This window comes from Chengkuizengella axinellae, from assembly GCF_030730905.1.
Lineage (GTDB): Bacteria > Bacillota > Bacilli > Paenibacillales > KCTC-33759 > Chengkuizengella > Chengkuizengella axinellae.
This window is the reverse complement of record NZ_JAVAMP010000001.1, coordinates 556,668-571,670: the sequence shown is the minus strand read 5'-3', so window position 1 is coordinate 571,670 and position 15,003 is coordinate 556,668. Positions and strand designations below refer to the sequence as shown.

Annotated in this window: 18 protein-coding genes; 6 read left to right on the top strand and 12 right to left on the bottom strand. The window is 34.3% G+C overall.

Annotation, left to right across the window (positions count from 1 at the left end):
• Nucleotides 1-15 precede the first annotated feature (15 nt).
• The 8 genes from yhbY to Q5Y73_RS02805 form a co-directional block, all read right to left on the bottom strand.
• Nucleotides 16-306: a ribosome assembly RNA-binding protein YhbY gene (gene yhbY / locus Q5Y73_RS02840; protein WP_305990324.1), complete on the bottom strand. Its 291-nt coding sequence runs from the start codon at nt 304-306 to the stop codon at nt 16-18.
• 132 nt (nt 307-438) lie between these two features.
• Nucleotides 439-1,284, bottom strand: a complete 846-nt coding sequence (gene aroE / locus Q5Y73_RS02835; RefSeq protein WP_305990323.1) for a shikimate dehydrogenase — start codon at nt 1,282-1,284, stop codon at nt 439-441.
• A gap of 174 nt (nt 1,285-1,458) precedes the next feature.
• Entirely contained in the window at nt 1,459-2,577 is a 1,119-nt protein-coding gene (yqeH, locus tag Q5Y73_RS02830; protein WP_305990322.1) for a ribosome biogenesis GTPase YqeH, read from the bottom strand.
• A gap of 3 nt (nt 2,578-2,580) precedes the next feature.
• A complete protein-coding gene (locus Q5Y73_RS02825) occupies nt 2,581-3,099 on the bottom strand; it encodes a YqeG family HAD IIIA-type phosphatase (protein WP_305990321.1) in 519 nt (172 codons plus the stop codon).
• A gap of 153 nt (nt 3,100-3,252) precedes the next feature.
• Complete coding sequence (locus Q5Y73_RS02820; RefSeq protein WP_305990320.1) at nt 3,253-5,499, bottom strand: transglutaminase-like domain-containing protein; 2,247 nt, start codon at nt 5,497-5,499, stop codon at nt 3,253-3,255.
• Nucleotides 5,500-5,501: 2 nt separating this feature from the next.
• Nucleotides 5,502-6,749: a DUF58 domain-containing protein gene (locus Q5Y73_RS02815; protein WP_305990319.1), complete on the bottom strand. Its 1,248-nt coding sequence runs from the start codon at nt 6,747-6,749 to the stop codon at nt 5,502-5,504.
• 5 nt (nt 6,750-6,754) lie between these two features.
• Complete coding sequence (locus Q5Y73_RS02810) at nt 6,755-7,717, bottom strand: AAA family ATPase (RefSeq protein WP_305990318.1); 963 nt, start codon at nt 7,715-7,717, stop codon at nt 6,755-6,757.
• Nucleotides 7,718-8,038: 321 nt separating this feature from the next.
• Complete coding sequence (locus Q5Y73_RS02805) at nt 8,039-8,485, bottom strand: V4R domain-containing protein (protein WP_305990317.1); 447 nt, start codon at nt 8,483-8,485, stop codon at nt 8,039-8,041.
• Nucleotides 8,486-8,738: 253 nt separating this feature from the next.
• Here Q5Y73_RS02805 and Q5Y73_RS02800 point away from each other — a divergent pair, with 253 nt between their 5' ends.
• The 5 genes from Q5Y73_RS02800 to Q5Y73_RS02780 all read left to right on the top strand — a co-directional run bounded on the left by Q5Y73_RS02800 (nt 8,739) and on the right by Q5Y73_RS02780 (nt 11,701).
• On the top strand, nt 8,739-9,428 hold the full coding sequence (locus Q5Y73_RS02800) for a Crp/Fnr family transcriptional regulator (RefSeq protein WP_305990316.1): 690 nt from the start codon (nt 8,739-8,741) through the stop codon (nt 9,426-9,428).
• A 183-nt stretch (nt 9,429-9,611) separates the two neighbouring features.
• On the top strand, nt 9,612-9,869 hold the full coding sequence (locus Q5Y73_RS02795) for a DUF2249 domain-containing protein (protein ID WP_305990315.1): 258 nt from the start codon (nt 9,612-9,614) through the stop codon (nt 9,867-9,869).
• A gap of 2 nt (nt 9,870-9,871) precedes the next feature.
• Entirely contained in the window at nt 9,872-10,084 is a 213-nt protein-coding gene (locus tag Q5Y73_RS02790; protein ID WP_305990314.1) for a DUF2249 domain-containing protein, read from the top strand.
• An 8-nt stretch (nt 10,085-10,092) separates the two neighbouring features.
• On the top strand, nt 10,093-11,349 hold the full coding sequence (locus tag Q5Y73_RS02785) for a hypothetical protein (protein WP_305990313.1): 1,257 nt from the start codon (nt 10,093-10,095) through the stop codon (nt 11,347-11,349).
• A 49-nt stretch (nt 11,350-11,398) separates the two neighbouring features.
• Nucleotides 11,399-11,701, top strand: a complete 303-nt coding sequence (locus Q5Y73_RS02780) for a metal-sulfur cluster assembly factor (RefSeq protein WP_305990312.1) — start codon at nt 11,399-11,401, stop codon at nt 11,699-11,701.
• Nucleotides 11,702-11,777: 76 nt separating this feature from the next.
• Here Q5Y73_RS02780 and spoVAE read toward each other — a convergent pair whose 3' ends face one another.
• Genes spoVAE through Q5Y73_RS02760 form a run of 4 tightly spaced genes read right to left on the bottom strand, consistent with a single transcriptional unit; the run spans nt 11,778 to nt 14,506 of the window.
• A complete protein-coding gene (gene spoVAE, locus Q5Y73_RS02775; protein ID WP_305990311.1) occupies nt 11,778-12,128 on the bottom strand; it encodes a stage V sporulation protein AE in 351 nt (116 codons plus the stop codon).
• 16 nt (nt 12,129-12,144) lie between these two features.
• A complete protein-coding gene (spoVAD, locus tag Q5Y73_RS02770; RefSeq protein WP_305990853.1) occupies nt 12,145-13,155 on the bottom strand; it encodes a stage V sporulation protein AD in 1,011 nt (336 codons plus the stop codon).
• Nucleotides 13,156-13,157: 2 nt separating this feature from the next.
• A complete protein-coding gene (gene spoVAC, locus Q5Y73_RS02765) occupies nt 13,158-13,634 on the bottom strand; it encodes a stage V sporulation protein AC (RefSeq protein WP_305990310.1) in 477 nt (158 codons plus the stop codon).
• Between the two features lie 11 nt (nt 13,635-13,645).
• A complete protein-coding gene (locus Q5Y73_RS02760; protein ID WP_371320130.1) occupies nt 13,646-14,506 on the bottom strand; it encodes a DUF421 domain-containing protein in 861 nt (286 codons plus the stop codon).
• Nucleotides 14,507-14,693: 187 nt separating this feature from the next.
• Here Q5Y73_RS02760 and Q5Y73_RS02755 point away from each other — a divergent pair, with 187 nt between their 5' ends.
• Complete coding sequence (locus Q5Y73_RS02755) at nt 14,694-14,900, top strand: DUF1657 domain-containing protein (RefSeq protein ID WP_305990309.1); 207 nt, start codon at nt 14,694-14,696, stop codon at nt 14,898-14,900.
• Nucleotides 14,901-15,003: the final 103 nt, after the last annotated feature.

Genomic DNA, 15,003 nt, shown 5'->3' with positions numbered 1-15,003 from the left:
CATCCTCCATTGTACTTACGGCAATTCTATAGTTTTGTTATCTTCGGACTCTTTATACAGTACGATTACATTACCGATTACTTGCACTAGTTCTGAATTCGAAGCAGATGCAATCTCTTTGCCAATTTCTTTGCGATCATCTAAATTGTTGCTTAATACACTAATCTTCATTAATTCTCTACCCTCGATCGCTTCATTGATATGACGTATCAAATGATCGTTTACCCCACCTTTTCCAACTTGGAAGATAGGATTTAAATTGTGGGCTAATGATCGAAGGTATCTTTTTTGTTTTCCTGTTAACATCTTTTAACTAACCTCTATTCAGTTGATAATATTTGAGTTCACTTTTGGTTTATATTTTAAACTTGGCTCATGGGCCCCGAAAAAGTAATAAGACTGGGCTTCATAGCTTTGCTTCACTTTTTTGGGAATATACTAGTATTCCATCACTTGTTTCATTGCTTCAATAGGAGCTGGTTTACCTGTCCAGTATTCAAATGCATACGCTCCTTGATATATAAACATACCTAAACCACTATGAATTTGACAACCCTTTTCTTCTGCTAAACTTAGAAGTTTCGTTTTTCTTGGGTTATAAATCAAATCACTAAACACCATATTTTCTTTTATAAATAAAGAAGGGATTGGACTATAATCAACTTGCGGATGCATTCCTACTGAAGTCGTATTGATCACAAGATCTACATCATTATTAATTTTTGTGATGTCCGAAATTCCCATCCCAGTTGCTTGCACGTACGGTTGCATGGATTCAGCTAATTCAGTTGCTCTTTCTGTAGTACGGTTGGCTATCCAAATATGTTCTGGACTTTCCCCGGACAAAGCATAAGCAACACCTCTAGCTGCACCTCCTGCACCTAAGATTAAGATTCTTTTCCCCGTTAGATCAAGCTCTGTTTCTTCTTTCAAAGAACGAACATAACCAATTCCATCCGTATTATAACCTACTAATTTGCCATTATCATTCACAATTGTATTCACCGCTCCGATGACCTTAGCTCCTTCATCAATTTCATCAATGTAAGACATGACCTCTACCTTGTGAGGAATGGTTACGTTTAAACCTCCTAGCTTAAAAGCCCTTAATCCTTCCATGGCTTCCTTTAACTGATGAGTTTCAACATGAAATGCTCCATAAATTGCATTGATCTTCATTTCTTGAAAAGCACGATTCAACATCAATGGTGACTTGGAATGTTTGATTGGATCTCCTATAACGCCATACATTTTTGTACTAGTATTTACTTTTGAAGATAACATTGATAAATACCTCCCCCATTAAAACCAGATTAAACAGGGCTGGTAATGCAAGAAGTTTGAGTAAGGTGCCGACCAGGGCCTGTTATAGTTCTTCCTTCTATAATATAGCGTATGCTTGGAAACCAAATAAAACCTATAACTTGATATGATTTTCTAATATTATCGCTCCAATTCCTAAATCATGGATTCTCTCAAAACAACCTTTACACCCTTAGGTACATGGATAACTACTTCTGCACCAATTTCATTGCTGCATTTAATCCACCCTAATCCGGATATTAGAATATCAAGCTTTTTGCTTTTTGGAATACGAAAAGCATGCTTAGTTAAAGGAGGTAGTGACTGAATTTCTTCTACTCCAGGCGGTGACAACATCTCTCCTTTTTGGTTTTCATATAACTCATCCGCTTTTTCCAACTTTGTTCGATGTACATATACTGAGTTAGAAATAAAGCAAGTGAATGATTGACGTTCTCCCTGTACAAAATCAAATCTAGCCAGTGCTCCAAAAAATAAGGTTTGTCTTTCGTTTAACTGATATACTCTTGGTTTTAAAGATTGTTCCGGTGTTATTTTTTGCAAATCACGTTTTGATATAATTTCAGTCATACGTGAAGTGTAAACAATTCCCGGCGTATCCACAATATACTTTCCATCTTCCAAAGGAATTTTCACTAAATCTAATGTTGTCCCTGGATACCTTGAAGTAGTTAATTCTTCATCTAAATCACTAAAATCATTGATGAGTCTATTAATAAGTGTGGATTTTCCAACATTTGTGGCTCCAACTACATAGATATCGCGACCTTTCCTGTGCTTGTCCAAAGCTTCAATGACACGTGAAAAGCCAATGTTTTTTTTAGCACTGCACATGACAACATCAACAACATTTACACCGTATTCTTTTGCTTGTTTTTTTACCCAATTTAAAATTCGATTCAGATTTAAATTTTTTGGGAGCAAGTCCACTTTGTTCACGACCATAATCGTTGGATTAGAACCAACAAAACGCCTCAATCCTGTAATTAGGCTACCTTCAAAATCAAAGATATCAACAATGTTTAATACTAAGCTTTTCGTCTGTCCGACATGGCTTAGTATTTTTAAAAAATCATCTTCCTCAAGTGTAATGGATGAAATTTCATTATAATGTTTAATTTTATAACAACGTTGACAAATTGAAGCGTTCTCCTTCGGTATATATCCAAGTTTGTTTGAATCCGTTGTTTGCAACTTAATTCCACAGCCCGAGCAATAATCAAGTAACTCTTTGTTTACATTTGTATTTTCCATTTATTAATCCTCCCAAGGCATAAGACCTTTCTTTTTTAACTTGGAAAGAATGATTTTTTCTACTCTTCGGTTTATTCTTGTAAAAAAAGAATCCTCATGAATTGAAACTGGTTTTACTAAAATCGTATTTAAACCAAGTCGATTCCCTCCAAAAACATCAGTTAAAAGTTGATCACCAATGACTACTATTTCAGATGGTTTTAATTTCGTCATTTGAAGTGCTTTTTTGAAAGCTAGATTTGCTGGTTTTCGAGCATTCGGCAAATAAGGTAAGTTTAAAGGTTTAGCAAATGTAGACACCCTTGCATGATTATTATTGGAAACAATGACGACTTTAAAACCTGCTTGCTCCAACTGTTTTAACCATTCAATTAATTCAGGTGTTGCCAATGCTTCTTTTGCACCTACCAATGTATTGTCCAAGTCAGTGATAATTCCTTTAACACCTGCTTTTTTTAAAGCATCTATATCAATTTCATAAATTGAATTCACATGTAAATAAGGTAAAAACTTTCTGATCAAATCTTGTCACCTCAATTAATTTCATACGCAAACTATACCATATATGTCCTTTTTGTTGCAAAAAAAACTGAAAGGCATGTAAATAAATACCTTTCAGCATATCTATCAAAGAAATCCCTTTCTCTTTCTACCTTAAAAGAACCTTGATTCTATTTATTTAAAGAAACCTTTTTTTAATCTAGTAAGAATGTGTAGGGCTTTTTGAGCTTCCACAGTTTCAATTTTTTTAGTACTGTATTTTGCTCGTTCAAATATCATGATTAGTTCATCAAAATCATTTTCCATCCAATAATAAGTTGATTTCCAGCTGCTGATCAATTCCCTAATTGTTTCATGTTCCTTCTTCCCATACCCTTTTTTATTTGCAAATTTTAAAAACTTCTCAAATTCAAATACAACCTTTTCATTCGTAGTCTTTCTAAATGTTATTTTTACTATCCTTCGTAAATAAACCCTAATAGCTCCGAATTTAATAACAATAATAAATGCTAATAAAATCAAGAATAGAATACTTACTATAGTATTGAAACCAAGGTCACCTACATTAAATTGTTCTTCATTAGATGCAAGGTTTTCTTCATCTGACAGATCAAAAGCATTAGTATCAGTTGAGGAACTCAAATTCGGCAGATAAACTTCTGGTATATAAAATCCTGCTGTTGGTTCAAATGGAATCCAGCCATATCCATCGAAATATACTTCTACCCAAGAATGTGCATTAGAATTACGCACCGTATACCCAAGAGCAAAGTCATCAAAATTGTCATTTTGCATAAGCTTCTCCATAATAAAAGAATCATATTCGTCTTCGAAATCCTCTTCACCTGATGTATACCCCTTCACCCATCTAGCAGGGATCCCTAGGGAGCGAGTCATGACAACCATTGCTGTAGAATAGTAATCACAATACCCTTCCTCTATTTCAAATAGAAAACGATCCACGAAGTCTAAACTTTTTCCTTTTGACAAATCTGGTTTATTGGTATATGGATAAGTTTCATAAAGATACGTTTCAATTTGTTTTACTTTATCGTAATCATTCGTTTCATTCTCAGTAATTTGTGCAGCAAGCCCCTTTACTCTCTCTGGTACATTTTCAGGCAGTTGGAGATACGCGTTCATCACTTCCTCTGTTCCAATCACAGTAGAGGCTTCTCTTAATTTCTCTGGTTCAATCGCTGGAACTTCAGATATAATCGTATAAGATTCTGGATATTCATTTGACGTCCAAAAAAGAGATTGTTGATTTGGATCCCATGAAACAGCATGTGCGTTATTTTCAATAATATCCTCATTTATTGTCAGGATTGATTTTATTGACGCTGCACCAAATAAAACGGGATAATTTTCATCATTTATCATGCTTATTTTTTGCTCTACTTCTTTTGTTGTTAATTTTGAAGTATTAAACTTACTCGATATTGACAATGAATTCTCTGAACTGAAAACCGCACTATTCATTTCAGCTTCATATTCGTTAAGTTCCCAGCCGCTCCCATTATATACAGACCTGGTTTCACCTCTCCAATAACTTCTTTGGGGACTCTCAACCCTCATTATTGAAGAATAGTCAAATTCAAACCCGAAACCTAACACTTCATTGTTTCTAGAATAACCTGAAGTAGAAGTCGTATTTTCATCTATGAGCAACCCTTCACCTTGACCCATAGCAGCAGCTTCCTTTGCATTTTTCCATGCAGTATAAGGGTCTGTTAGCAATGGACCAAAACCTGGTGCCATACTTCCCAATGTAATCGTAACTGAAACAAATACAATGATTGGCGTAACAAACGATTCCGGATAATCCATGATTTCAGACCAACTCTTCGGATGTTTTGCTTTAAAATGATGATAATGATTTATAATTAAAAGCAATAGGCCACTCAATATGATAAAAGCAACTTGGTCCCATAAAATATGCACAGTAAATGAATCTACCGAGCAAAACACAATAATAGTTAATAAAATAAGGATACCGATTTTCTTAAAACTGGTCACCCATGATAGTAAAATAAAATAGATTAACCCTATGACTACACTAAACCAAATATAAGGATGAAGGTGAATCACATTTGCAAAAAGCCATTGAACTGCAGGAATAAAAAAACCTTCTGTGTACTCAATCGTTTGAAAGCCAATCACATAGTAATGGGCTGATAAAATCCCAATCACTTGAAATAAACGTTTATATAACAACTTGTTGATGAATATTTCTGCTGCAATCAATATAAATAAAGCATAGTCTACAATTTTGCCTGTGGATTCCCACCAATAAACTGAAACCCACTCTACATATTGAACCAAAAATATTCCCCATAATAATAAATTCAATTTTTTAAAAAGCTGAGGATGTTTTATAAACTTAAAGGAAAAGTTCTTTAATGCCGAGAAAATAAACATACTTAAGACTCACCTCCTAGCTTATTAGGAAGATCGTCTAAGTGCTTGATTTCGATACAATGATACCCTTTAGATTGGATTGTTTTAAACCAAGGAATACTTGACTCAGAAGAAAAAGGATCAGTAACACAAATATGACAACCGGTCATATCCGAATGTTTTATCCAATTTAAAGTCTGTATTAAGTCATTATTTTTACGCGGACTAATGACTAAACAAAAAGTGCCTTCTGAAAAAAAACTTTTATGCTTCTTCATTGCTTCAACTAAACTATAATGACCTTCTCGTTCAACCTCCACTAAATGATTTAATACATTATCGTATTGTGTTTCTCCTTGTGCTGGTTCAAAATAGGTTGGTTTGTTTCCAAATGAGATATACCCTTGCGCAATTTGATGATTCTTAATTCCATATTTCAGGAAGGAAGCTGCAGCAGATACCGCTGTTTCAAAATGTTTAGAGCTTTCATAAACTCCTTGATCACAGTCTAAAATGATCATCATTCTTGGAAGAGACTCACGTTCAAAATCTTTTGATTTTAAAGAACCCGTTTTTGCAGTAGCATTCCAGTGGATTCTAGAGATTCTATCTCCATATACATAATCTCTAACACCATTAATCTGAGAGGTTCCCCTTGAGGATAATGTGATCATTGAAGAATTTTGAGTCCCTTTCATTACATCATCAATTAATTGCCAACGAGGCAAATCGATGATTCTAGGCAAAACCTTAAAGGAGTATTTCATTTTGATTTTACCTTGATGTTCCAATATCCCAAAAATATCCTCTGTTGAACAAGTTGTATTTGAAAAGTGATAAAACCCTCTTTTTAAGGACGGAATCACATACTGTATTTCCCCTTTTCTCTTCCAATCAGGTATGATGGTAGATTCATAAACAGAGCTTTCCCCATTTTTTCTAATTAATTGGTCTCTAATAATGACATAAGGCAATGGCCAAAAACCAGGGAAATCAAAATTTAATTGAACATGGACTGGACTCTCTCCAGGTACATTAACACCTTTTTGATTCGTTAAAACTCTTGTCCCCTTCACATATTCAATGCCACTCCATTTTCCTGAAAGAATGTAAACCGATAAAATGACAACAATAATAAAAATCATATAGGCTAATTTACCGCCCTGAAATAATACAAACAATAAACTGCTGAACAAAATGGAATACACAGTCCAATATCTTAACTTTTGATTAGGAGATGCTACAGCTTGTTTGGACAAGAAATTTGACATCATACTTACTCCACTCGCAGTCTAACGGGTACGGTTACTTGTTCCATAATAGATTGAAGAACAGAATCTGCAGTATTCCCTTCCATCCGTACATCTGATTGTAAGATCAGTCTATGATTTAATACATATGGAGCTAATTGTTTAATATCATCAGGAATTACATAATCTCTTTGTTTAATAAAAGCAAACGCTTTAGCTGCGTGTATCAAAGCTAAAGTAGCTCTTGGACTTGCTCCTAACAGAATGGATTTATGTTGACGCGTCTCTCTAACGATCGTAATTGCATATTGAGTTACAGCTTGATCAATATGCACCTGTTTAACCTTTTCTTGAATAGTTAGAATCATATCCATATTGGTAACTGATTTCAAATTAACCATTGGGTTATTCTGACTGTATGCGTTGACCATTGTTAATTCAGTAGATTCATCCGGGTATCCCAGACTGAATTTCATCATAAAACGATCTAACTGAGCTTCTGGTAGTAAATATGTACCTGCAAAATCGATTGGATTTTGAGTTGCCAACATCATAAACGGCTTTGGCAATTCATGACTGATTCCATCTACAGTAACACTCTTTTCTTCCATTGCTTCCAGTAATGCTGCTTGTGTTTTTGTTGTTGCTCTATTAATTTCATCAATAAGTAGAATATTTGTGATTACAGGACCAGGACGAAAAATGAAAGAATCGTCTTTCGGATGGTATATGGAAACACCAGTAATATCTGTTGGCAGTAAGTCGGGATTGCATTGAATTCTATGAAACTGTCCGTCAATAGATTTTGCTAAAGATTTAATTAAAACTGTTTTTCCTGTTCCAGGGACATCCTCCAACAACACATGTCCTTCAGCCAACAATACAGTGAGCAACAGATCTATTTCCTCAGACTTTCCTAAGATACAAGTTTCTAAATTTTCCTTCAAAGCTTGTGCAACTGTAAATTCTTCATTCGTAAACGCTTTCATTCCAATTTCCCCCTCCTCTTGTATATATTCTTTTATTTTACATGAATATTCCGTTTTTTTGTACCGTGTATTTTACAGATTAATTTGTATATATCTCATATATCAAGATTGGGAGTTACACTTTTTTATATATAAAGGAAACTCATCTATTGGAAAGCATTTATGCGAAGACAGAGAGGAAGTTGAACTTACGCTTTACTCCATTAAAATATTTATTTTTTAAAAATTGGAACAAAAATTCTAAAGAGGTCTTGGAGAAGTCGTTGAATTCATGGTATAAAAAAAACAGCCAACTTAACATACTTGGCTGTTTCAAAAAAGTTACATTTTGATTTCATATTCGCATCTTTCATCACCATTAATATTACATTTCACTTCTCTTACACGTACTGTTTTATTATATAATTTTGATAAAGCCCCCTGCATGATGGCTCCTTCTAAATCACATACATACTTGCCCTCTAATTGGGGCAACCCCTCACAGAAGCAATCCTCTATCGCAACAGTAAAACCACTTTCATCTTGTTTAACAACAGAAGGAATTCCAATTTTCAACCTTTCAAATACATCAAATAGTTCATCCATTGAATTTACAGACAGGTTCTCACCAATTTTTTTCCCAACTACCGAAGTTGTCCCTTTTCCATTTAAGGGAAGTCCTTGATACATACCTATTAATCGAATAGAACGAAACAATTCCAACGGAACATTATGTCCTAATGAATCTCTCTTTATCTTTGACATATCTTCAAATGAAAAATTCTCCATTTTCTCTCCACTCCCTATGTTCTAAATTTGTATTTATATCCTGTCAACTCTCCAACTCTGTAAGTTTTTGTTTATGTAATACATCTTAATGTTGAAGTAAAGGATACATATATGGTAATTAAACATATTTTATACATTAAAAATTAACCATTATGTGATTGGAATCACACAAAATGATATTTACATCAAAAATTCATTCCTTTATATTAAGGAGAAGAGTGTTATATGAAAGGGAACAAGGAGAAGTTATATAATGAACGTAGAGACTATCAAATCCTTCTTGCATCAGATTCCATTATTCAAAGAATTATCTAATGAAGAACTTGATGCTATAGTAAATATTACCCAGCTAAGAAAATTTAAACAACGCATGCTTGTTTTTATGCAAGGAGATCCGTTAGATCGAGTTTTCTTTATTCATAGCGGAAAGTTAAAAATATATAAAACGGATCTTAGCGGAAAAGAGCAAATCGTATCTATTCTAAGAAAAGGTGAAATGTTCCCTCATGTTGGATTTTTTAGACAAGGCAATTATCCAGCACACGCTGAAATTGTAGAAGAATCAACTTTATTCGTAATCTCTATTAAAGACTTTGAAAAGATGCTATTGCAATACCCTGGGGTCAGTATCAAATTATTTAAGGTCATGGGTGAGAAAATCATTGACTTGCAAAACCGTTTGGAAGAAAAAATTTTACATAATACGTATGAGCAAATTATTATGCTGCTTATTCGATTGGGAAGAAAACACGGTGAATCTGCAGAAAATGGTTTTGTACAACTCACCACGCAATTTACGAATAGAGAACTAGCCAACATGATTGGTTCCACTAGAGAAACCATCAATAGAACCTTGAACCAATTCAAAAAGAAAAATTTATTAATTGAAAATGAATTAGGGTTTTTAATCCATGTTGAAAAACTTAAAGAAGAATTGTTTTAATATGAAGAAGACGTAGGTTCTCGATTTAGAAAATGAAATATTCTTAAGTTCACCTGCAGGTGAACTATTTTTCTATTTAAAATTCTAACAGATTGGGTTGGGTGTGATTCATATCACATATTTTTACAATGAAAATGATTATCATTAAATCATAACCAATACTTTGTCTTAGGAGGCTTTGACATGAAAGAACAACTGAAGCAAGAAGGTAAAAAAATTGTGGAATTAGATGTAAGAGTAGACTTAAAAAATAAATTAGACCCCTTCAAAAAAATAATGGAAGCCGTTAAAAGCGTAGGTCCAAACGACTTATTTATTCTCCATGCCACATTTAAACCTGTACCTTTGTTCAAAGTGATGAAATCTAAAGGTTTTCAACATCAAGCTGAACAAATGGATGAAAAGCACTGGAAAATTACATTTTCGAAATCTGGTGAATGAATATGAAAATAAATAACCGTGGATTAGAACCCCCTCAACCAATGGTGAGAATACTGCAGGCTCTTGAGGAACTAAAAGATGGAGAGGAGCTTATTGCAATAAATGATCGCCAACCTATGTTTCTATATGCTGAGTTAAATGAACGTGGTTTTGATTATGAAACAATATCGCAGGATGATGGTAGCTATAAAATTATCATTCAGAAGAAAGGGTGAATATACAATTGAACCCTTCATTAAATACAGAAACAAAAACAAATATTGCACTTCCCCTATCCTTTATTTTATTTAGTTTAGCAGCATTCATTACTTCTCAGTTTATTTTGCTTAAAAATGGAGATATGATTGTTCAAGGCATTTTTCGTATTCCCGAAGTTTGGATGGCAGCTCACTTATTGTTGCTGGGTTGGGTAATGATGGTTGCCATGGGAGCGATGTATCAGTTAGTACCTGTTGTTTTCCTAACTCCAATATGGAGTGAAAAATTTGGTTTCATTCAATTTTCCATATCTGCTATTGGTATTGTTGGCTTCTCATTATCACTAGCCTATTACATTGAAATCGCTATGTTTACTGCAGGACTTACCGTGTTGGGAATTGTTATGTTTTTATTTCAAATGTGGAAAACGATAAAAAAACAAGCTAGTAAAAACATTCTAACAGTCTTTGTAGGCACTGCTTTACTTTGTCTGTTATTAACAATCAGCCTAGGCATTTTATTAGTAGCAAACCTGGTCTTAAACAATGAAATCATGAATCATTTTGCTTTATTAAAAACTCATATTTTATTAGGTTTAGCTGGGTGGTTCACTCTTTTAATTTTTGGATTTTCATATAAAATGGTGCCTATGTTTTCTTTATCACATGGGTATACCATGAAAAGAAGCATCTATGTATACGGAACTTATGTTGCAGGTTTGTTGTTTGGAATCATCTCTTTTTGGATTGATAATGAGATTTTTTTGAAATTAAGTTTTAGTTTACTCTTTTTAGGATTTAGTTTTTTTGTCATTCACATAAGAGAAATTTTGAAAAAGCGACTAAAGAAAAAACTTGATCGAGCTTTTATGTTCTCTTTGGTTGCCATTATTTTTGGTTGGATTCTGCACCTTATGGTGATGTTGAATGTTTTGTTTTTTGATTTATCGATGTCCTTTATAGGTATATTCACCTATCTCTATATTTTTAACTGGATTATTTTTAGTATTATGGGTTATTTATATAAAATTGTACCCTTTTTATGGTGGACGTATCGATACAGTGAGAAAGTGGGTAAAGCTGATGTACCTGTATTGAAAGATATGGTGAATGATAAACTAGGAGTTTTATTATTTTACTCCTTTTCTATATCCGTATGGGGTGTAGCTCTTGCTATTTTGTATTCATCTCAAGCTGGATTCAATTTATTTCAAGGAATTTTAACTATTCTTTCTATTGTGTATGGTGCTGCGATTATAAATGTTTTAAGACAATACAAATAGCAATCAACTGTGTAATAAAGACCACGCCGATCAAAATGGAGGTTATAAAATGAAGAATTTAACTGATCAAATTTATGATAAATTGAGAACCGTCATTGATCCTGAGTTAAATATTAATGTTGTGGATTTAGGGTTGATTTATGAAATTGAAATCACGAAACTAAACGATGTGTATATCCAAATGACATTAACCACCCCTGGATGTCCTCTCCATGACAGTATTACAAGTGGAGTGGAAGCTGCAGTTGTAAGTCTGGATGGAGTTAACAGAGTGGAAGTTGATCTCGTCTGGGATCCTCCTTGGAGTCCAGATAAAATGAGCCAGGAAGCATTAAAAAAATTACAAACATGACTGTTCAATATTTAACCTGCTTCTGCAATAAGATGATTTTGTTTATTGAAGAAGCAGATCCATCTTTTTTTTGAAATCACCCTTTAGGTTTAAATACCAGGGAAGCGAGAAATGAGAAAATAATCGCCGCTGAAACACCCGCACTTGTCACCTCAAAAATTCCTGTCATTACTCCTATATATCCATCTCTCTCCAACTCAGCTAAAGCTCCATGAACTAGTGCGTTACCAAAGCTTGTTATTGGCACTGTGGCACCTGCTCCCGCAAAATCAATAAATGGTTCATACCAACCAATGCCATCAAGAACTGCACCTGCCACAACAAGTGTACTCATAGTATGAGCTGGTGTCATTCTTCCTACATCCAGTAAGAATTGCCCAATGACACATACTCCACCTCCAACAATAAATGCCCAAAAATATTGCATGAACTGTTCACCTCTTTCATTTTTCACTTTCTATACTTACTGCGTGTGCAATACAAGGAATACTTTCACCTTGCTGATAAGAAATGGGTGAATGCAATGCACCTGTAGCTACAACCAGTATTCGATTTAATTCCCCAGTTCGTAATTTTTTCATTAAATGTCCATAAGTAACTACAGCTGAACATCCACATCCGCTTCCACCAGCTATAATTAAATATTCATCCAATTCATAAATCATTAATCCACAATCATTGAATTCGGTTTGATCGATTGGAATTTTATGTTTGTGAAATAAATCTGAAGCAATTTGATGACCAACCTTTGCTAAATCTCCAGTCACAATTAAATCGTAATAATCAGGTGTAATTTGAAAATCCCTTAAATGAGCCTCGATCGTATCTACTGCAGCTGGTGCCATCGCTACTCCCATATTAAATGGATCTGTGATACCCATGTCCACTACTTTTCCAACAGTTGCACCTACAACCTTAGGTCCACTACCTTCTTTAGCAATCACCGATGCCCCTGCTCCAGTAACTGTATATTGCGCTGTTGGCGGTTTTTGCGAACCATATTCAGTTGGATACCTAAATTGTTTTTCTACTGAACTATTATGGCTACACGCCCCGCAAACTACGTGATTTGCTGCCCCTGAATTTACGAATAATGAAGATATCGATAAACTAACCATCGAAGTTGAACATGCGCCAAATACGCCCACATAAGGCACTGCTAATGTTCTAGCAGTAAAGCTGCTGCTGATGATTTGATTCATTAGATCTCCACCTAAATAAAAGTCGATATCTTCTGTTCTTAAACTTGCTTTTTTTACAGCCAGTTTTGCTGCTTCTTCCATGAATTTTTGCTCTGCTTTTTCCCAGCTGTCTTGACCTAACCAATTATCCTCATGAATGATATCAAAATCATTCACAAGAGGTCCTTTTCCTTCTTCAGGACCCACGATTGCAGCGGAAGAAATAATAACAGGCTTATTTTCAAATTTCCAGCTTTGATGGCCCTGCAACATCATTAAGCGCCTCCAGTCCCTAAGAAAATATGAATAATCCCTATAATAAACGCAGCAACAACACCAAATACAATAACGGATCCTGCTAACTTAAACATATTACCACCTACACCTAATACATAACCTTCACTTCGATGTTCTAATGCAGCAGAACACATAGAATTAGCAAACCCTGTAACTGGAACAGCAGAGCCCGCTCCTGCCCATTGAGCAAATTTATCGTAAATACCCAAACTTGTTAATATCACTGAAATAAGGATTAGAATAGCAACTGTTGGATCACCCGCTTTTTCTTCATCAAAATGAAACCAATGAACCATGGCATCTTGAATACCCTGTCCAATGAAGCAAATGGTACCCCCTGCAAAAAAAGCACGGATAGAATTCTTAATCACAGGACGCTGCGGTTCCCGTTCTTTCGCAAAGGATTGATACTGCTGCTGTGTTGCTGTTAAAGTCTTTTTCTTTTTATTTGCCATAAGAAAACTCCTTATTGTAAAAGTGGTTTCAATCTAGAAATCATTTTGTTCATTTTCATTAAGCTTTGCTCATACATTTGTTTGGCTGCTTCATTTTCAGTAGACAAGCAAAACAGCTCTAGATCAGCTGCACATTTTTTTAAGGTGGATAATAGTATGGCCCTTTGCTGTGGTTCTGGAATTTTAAGCTGATCATCGTATAAATCAACATACAACTCCCCGTAATTATCTACTTGAGCTAAAAATACATTTTCAATTGTTACTCCTATTTTTTCTAATTCTGTATGTAACCATTCACGGTTTAAACCTATTGTGGCTAATGGCTCATTGATTACATTCCCATCCATGATTACAGTTTGTGGTTCTTGTTCGTTAGGCAGTTTCATCCCTAGATGTTGAGCTGTAATCGGTAGATTTTCTCTTTTTAATAAAACAGATAAGTCACCAGACGTTTCCAATACAGCAAACTCAACATCGGCCACTTTGAATGCATTTTTCTTTCTTAATTGTGACAGTAAGTCATCTGTGTTATATTTGACACTCTTCATATTGTCTTCCAATATTTTTCCTTCTTTGATTAATATCGTTCCTTTTCCTTCCATCACATCACGTATTTTTTTGCTTTTCAGTAGCAGCATTTCAATTAAATATGCAACAAAAGCCCAAACGATTAGGGCAATTAACCCAGAGCTCCAATTCATAATATTTATTGAACTGAATCCAGCCAAACTTCCTATCGTGATTCCAACGATATACTGAAAATAGTTCAATTCTGAAATTTGTCTATTTCCAAGTAAAAACCGAGTTAACAAAAACATAAGGATTATCGCAGTTAATGACTTCCAAACAATATGAATCCAATCAGGCAGCAATATATTCACTCCTTGTTTGTCTTGTTTTACTATTCATTATCTGCAATGTTGGCATAGGTTATGAATTTTATTTTTTTTCCATTCATGAATTGATTAAATATTGGGGAAGATACGATACGATATAGATCATAATTCAAGGGGAGTTAGTGAAGAAAAGAACTTTAAAAATATATAAGAGGTGTTTAAATTGACAGTAGCTTCTGATGTAAAATCCTGCTTAGCGTCTTTAAAAAGTGCTCAAGCCAGTTTAGAACAGTTTGCCCTAAGTACCCAAAATCAATCTGCAAAAACCATGTTCGAGAACTGTGCTCAAACTACACAACAACTTGTCGATCAATTAGGAACAAGAGTTCAACAATTGGAAAATGAAGAACCCCAATATAAAGGGTTCTAAGGTTCTATAGTACATTGATCACTCCTAAATTCATATTTTTAATTTGTGATTATTTTTTGATCCATGTAAAATAGATATATATCACATTTTTTTGAAAATTGTG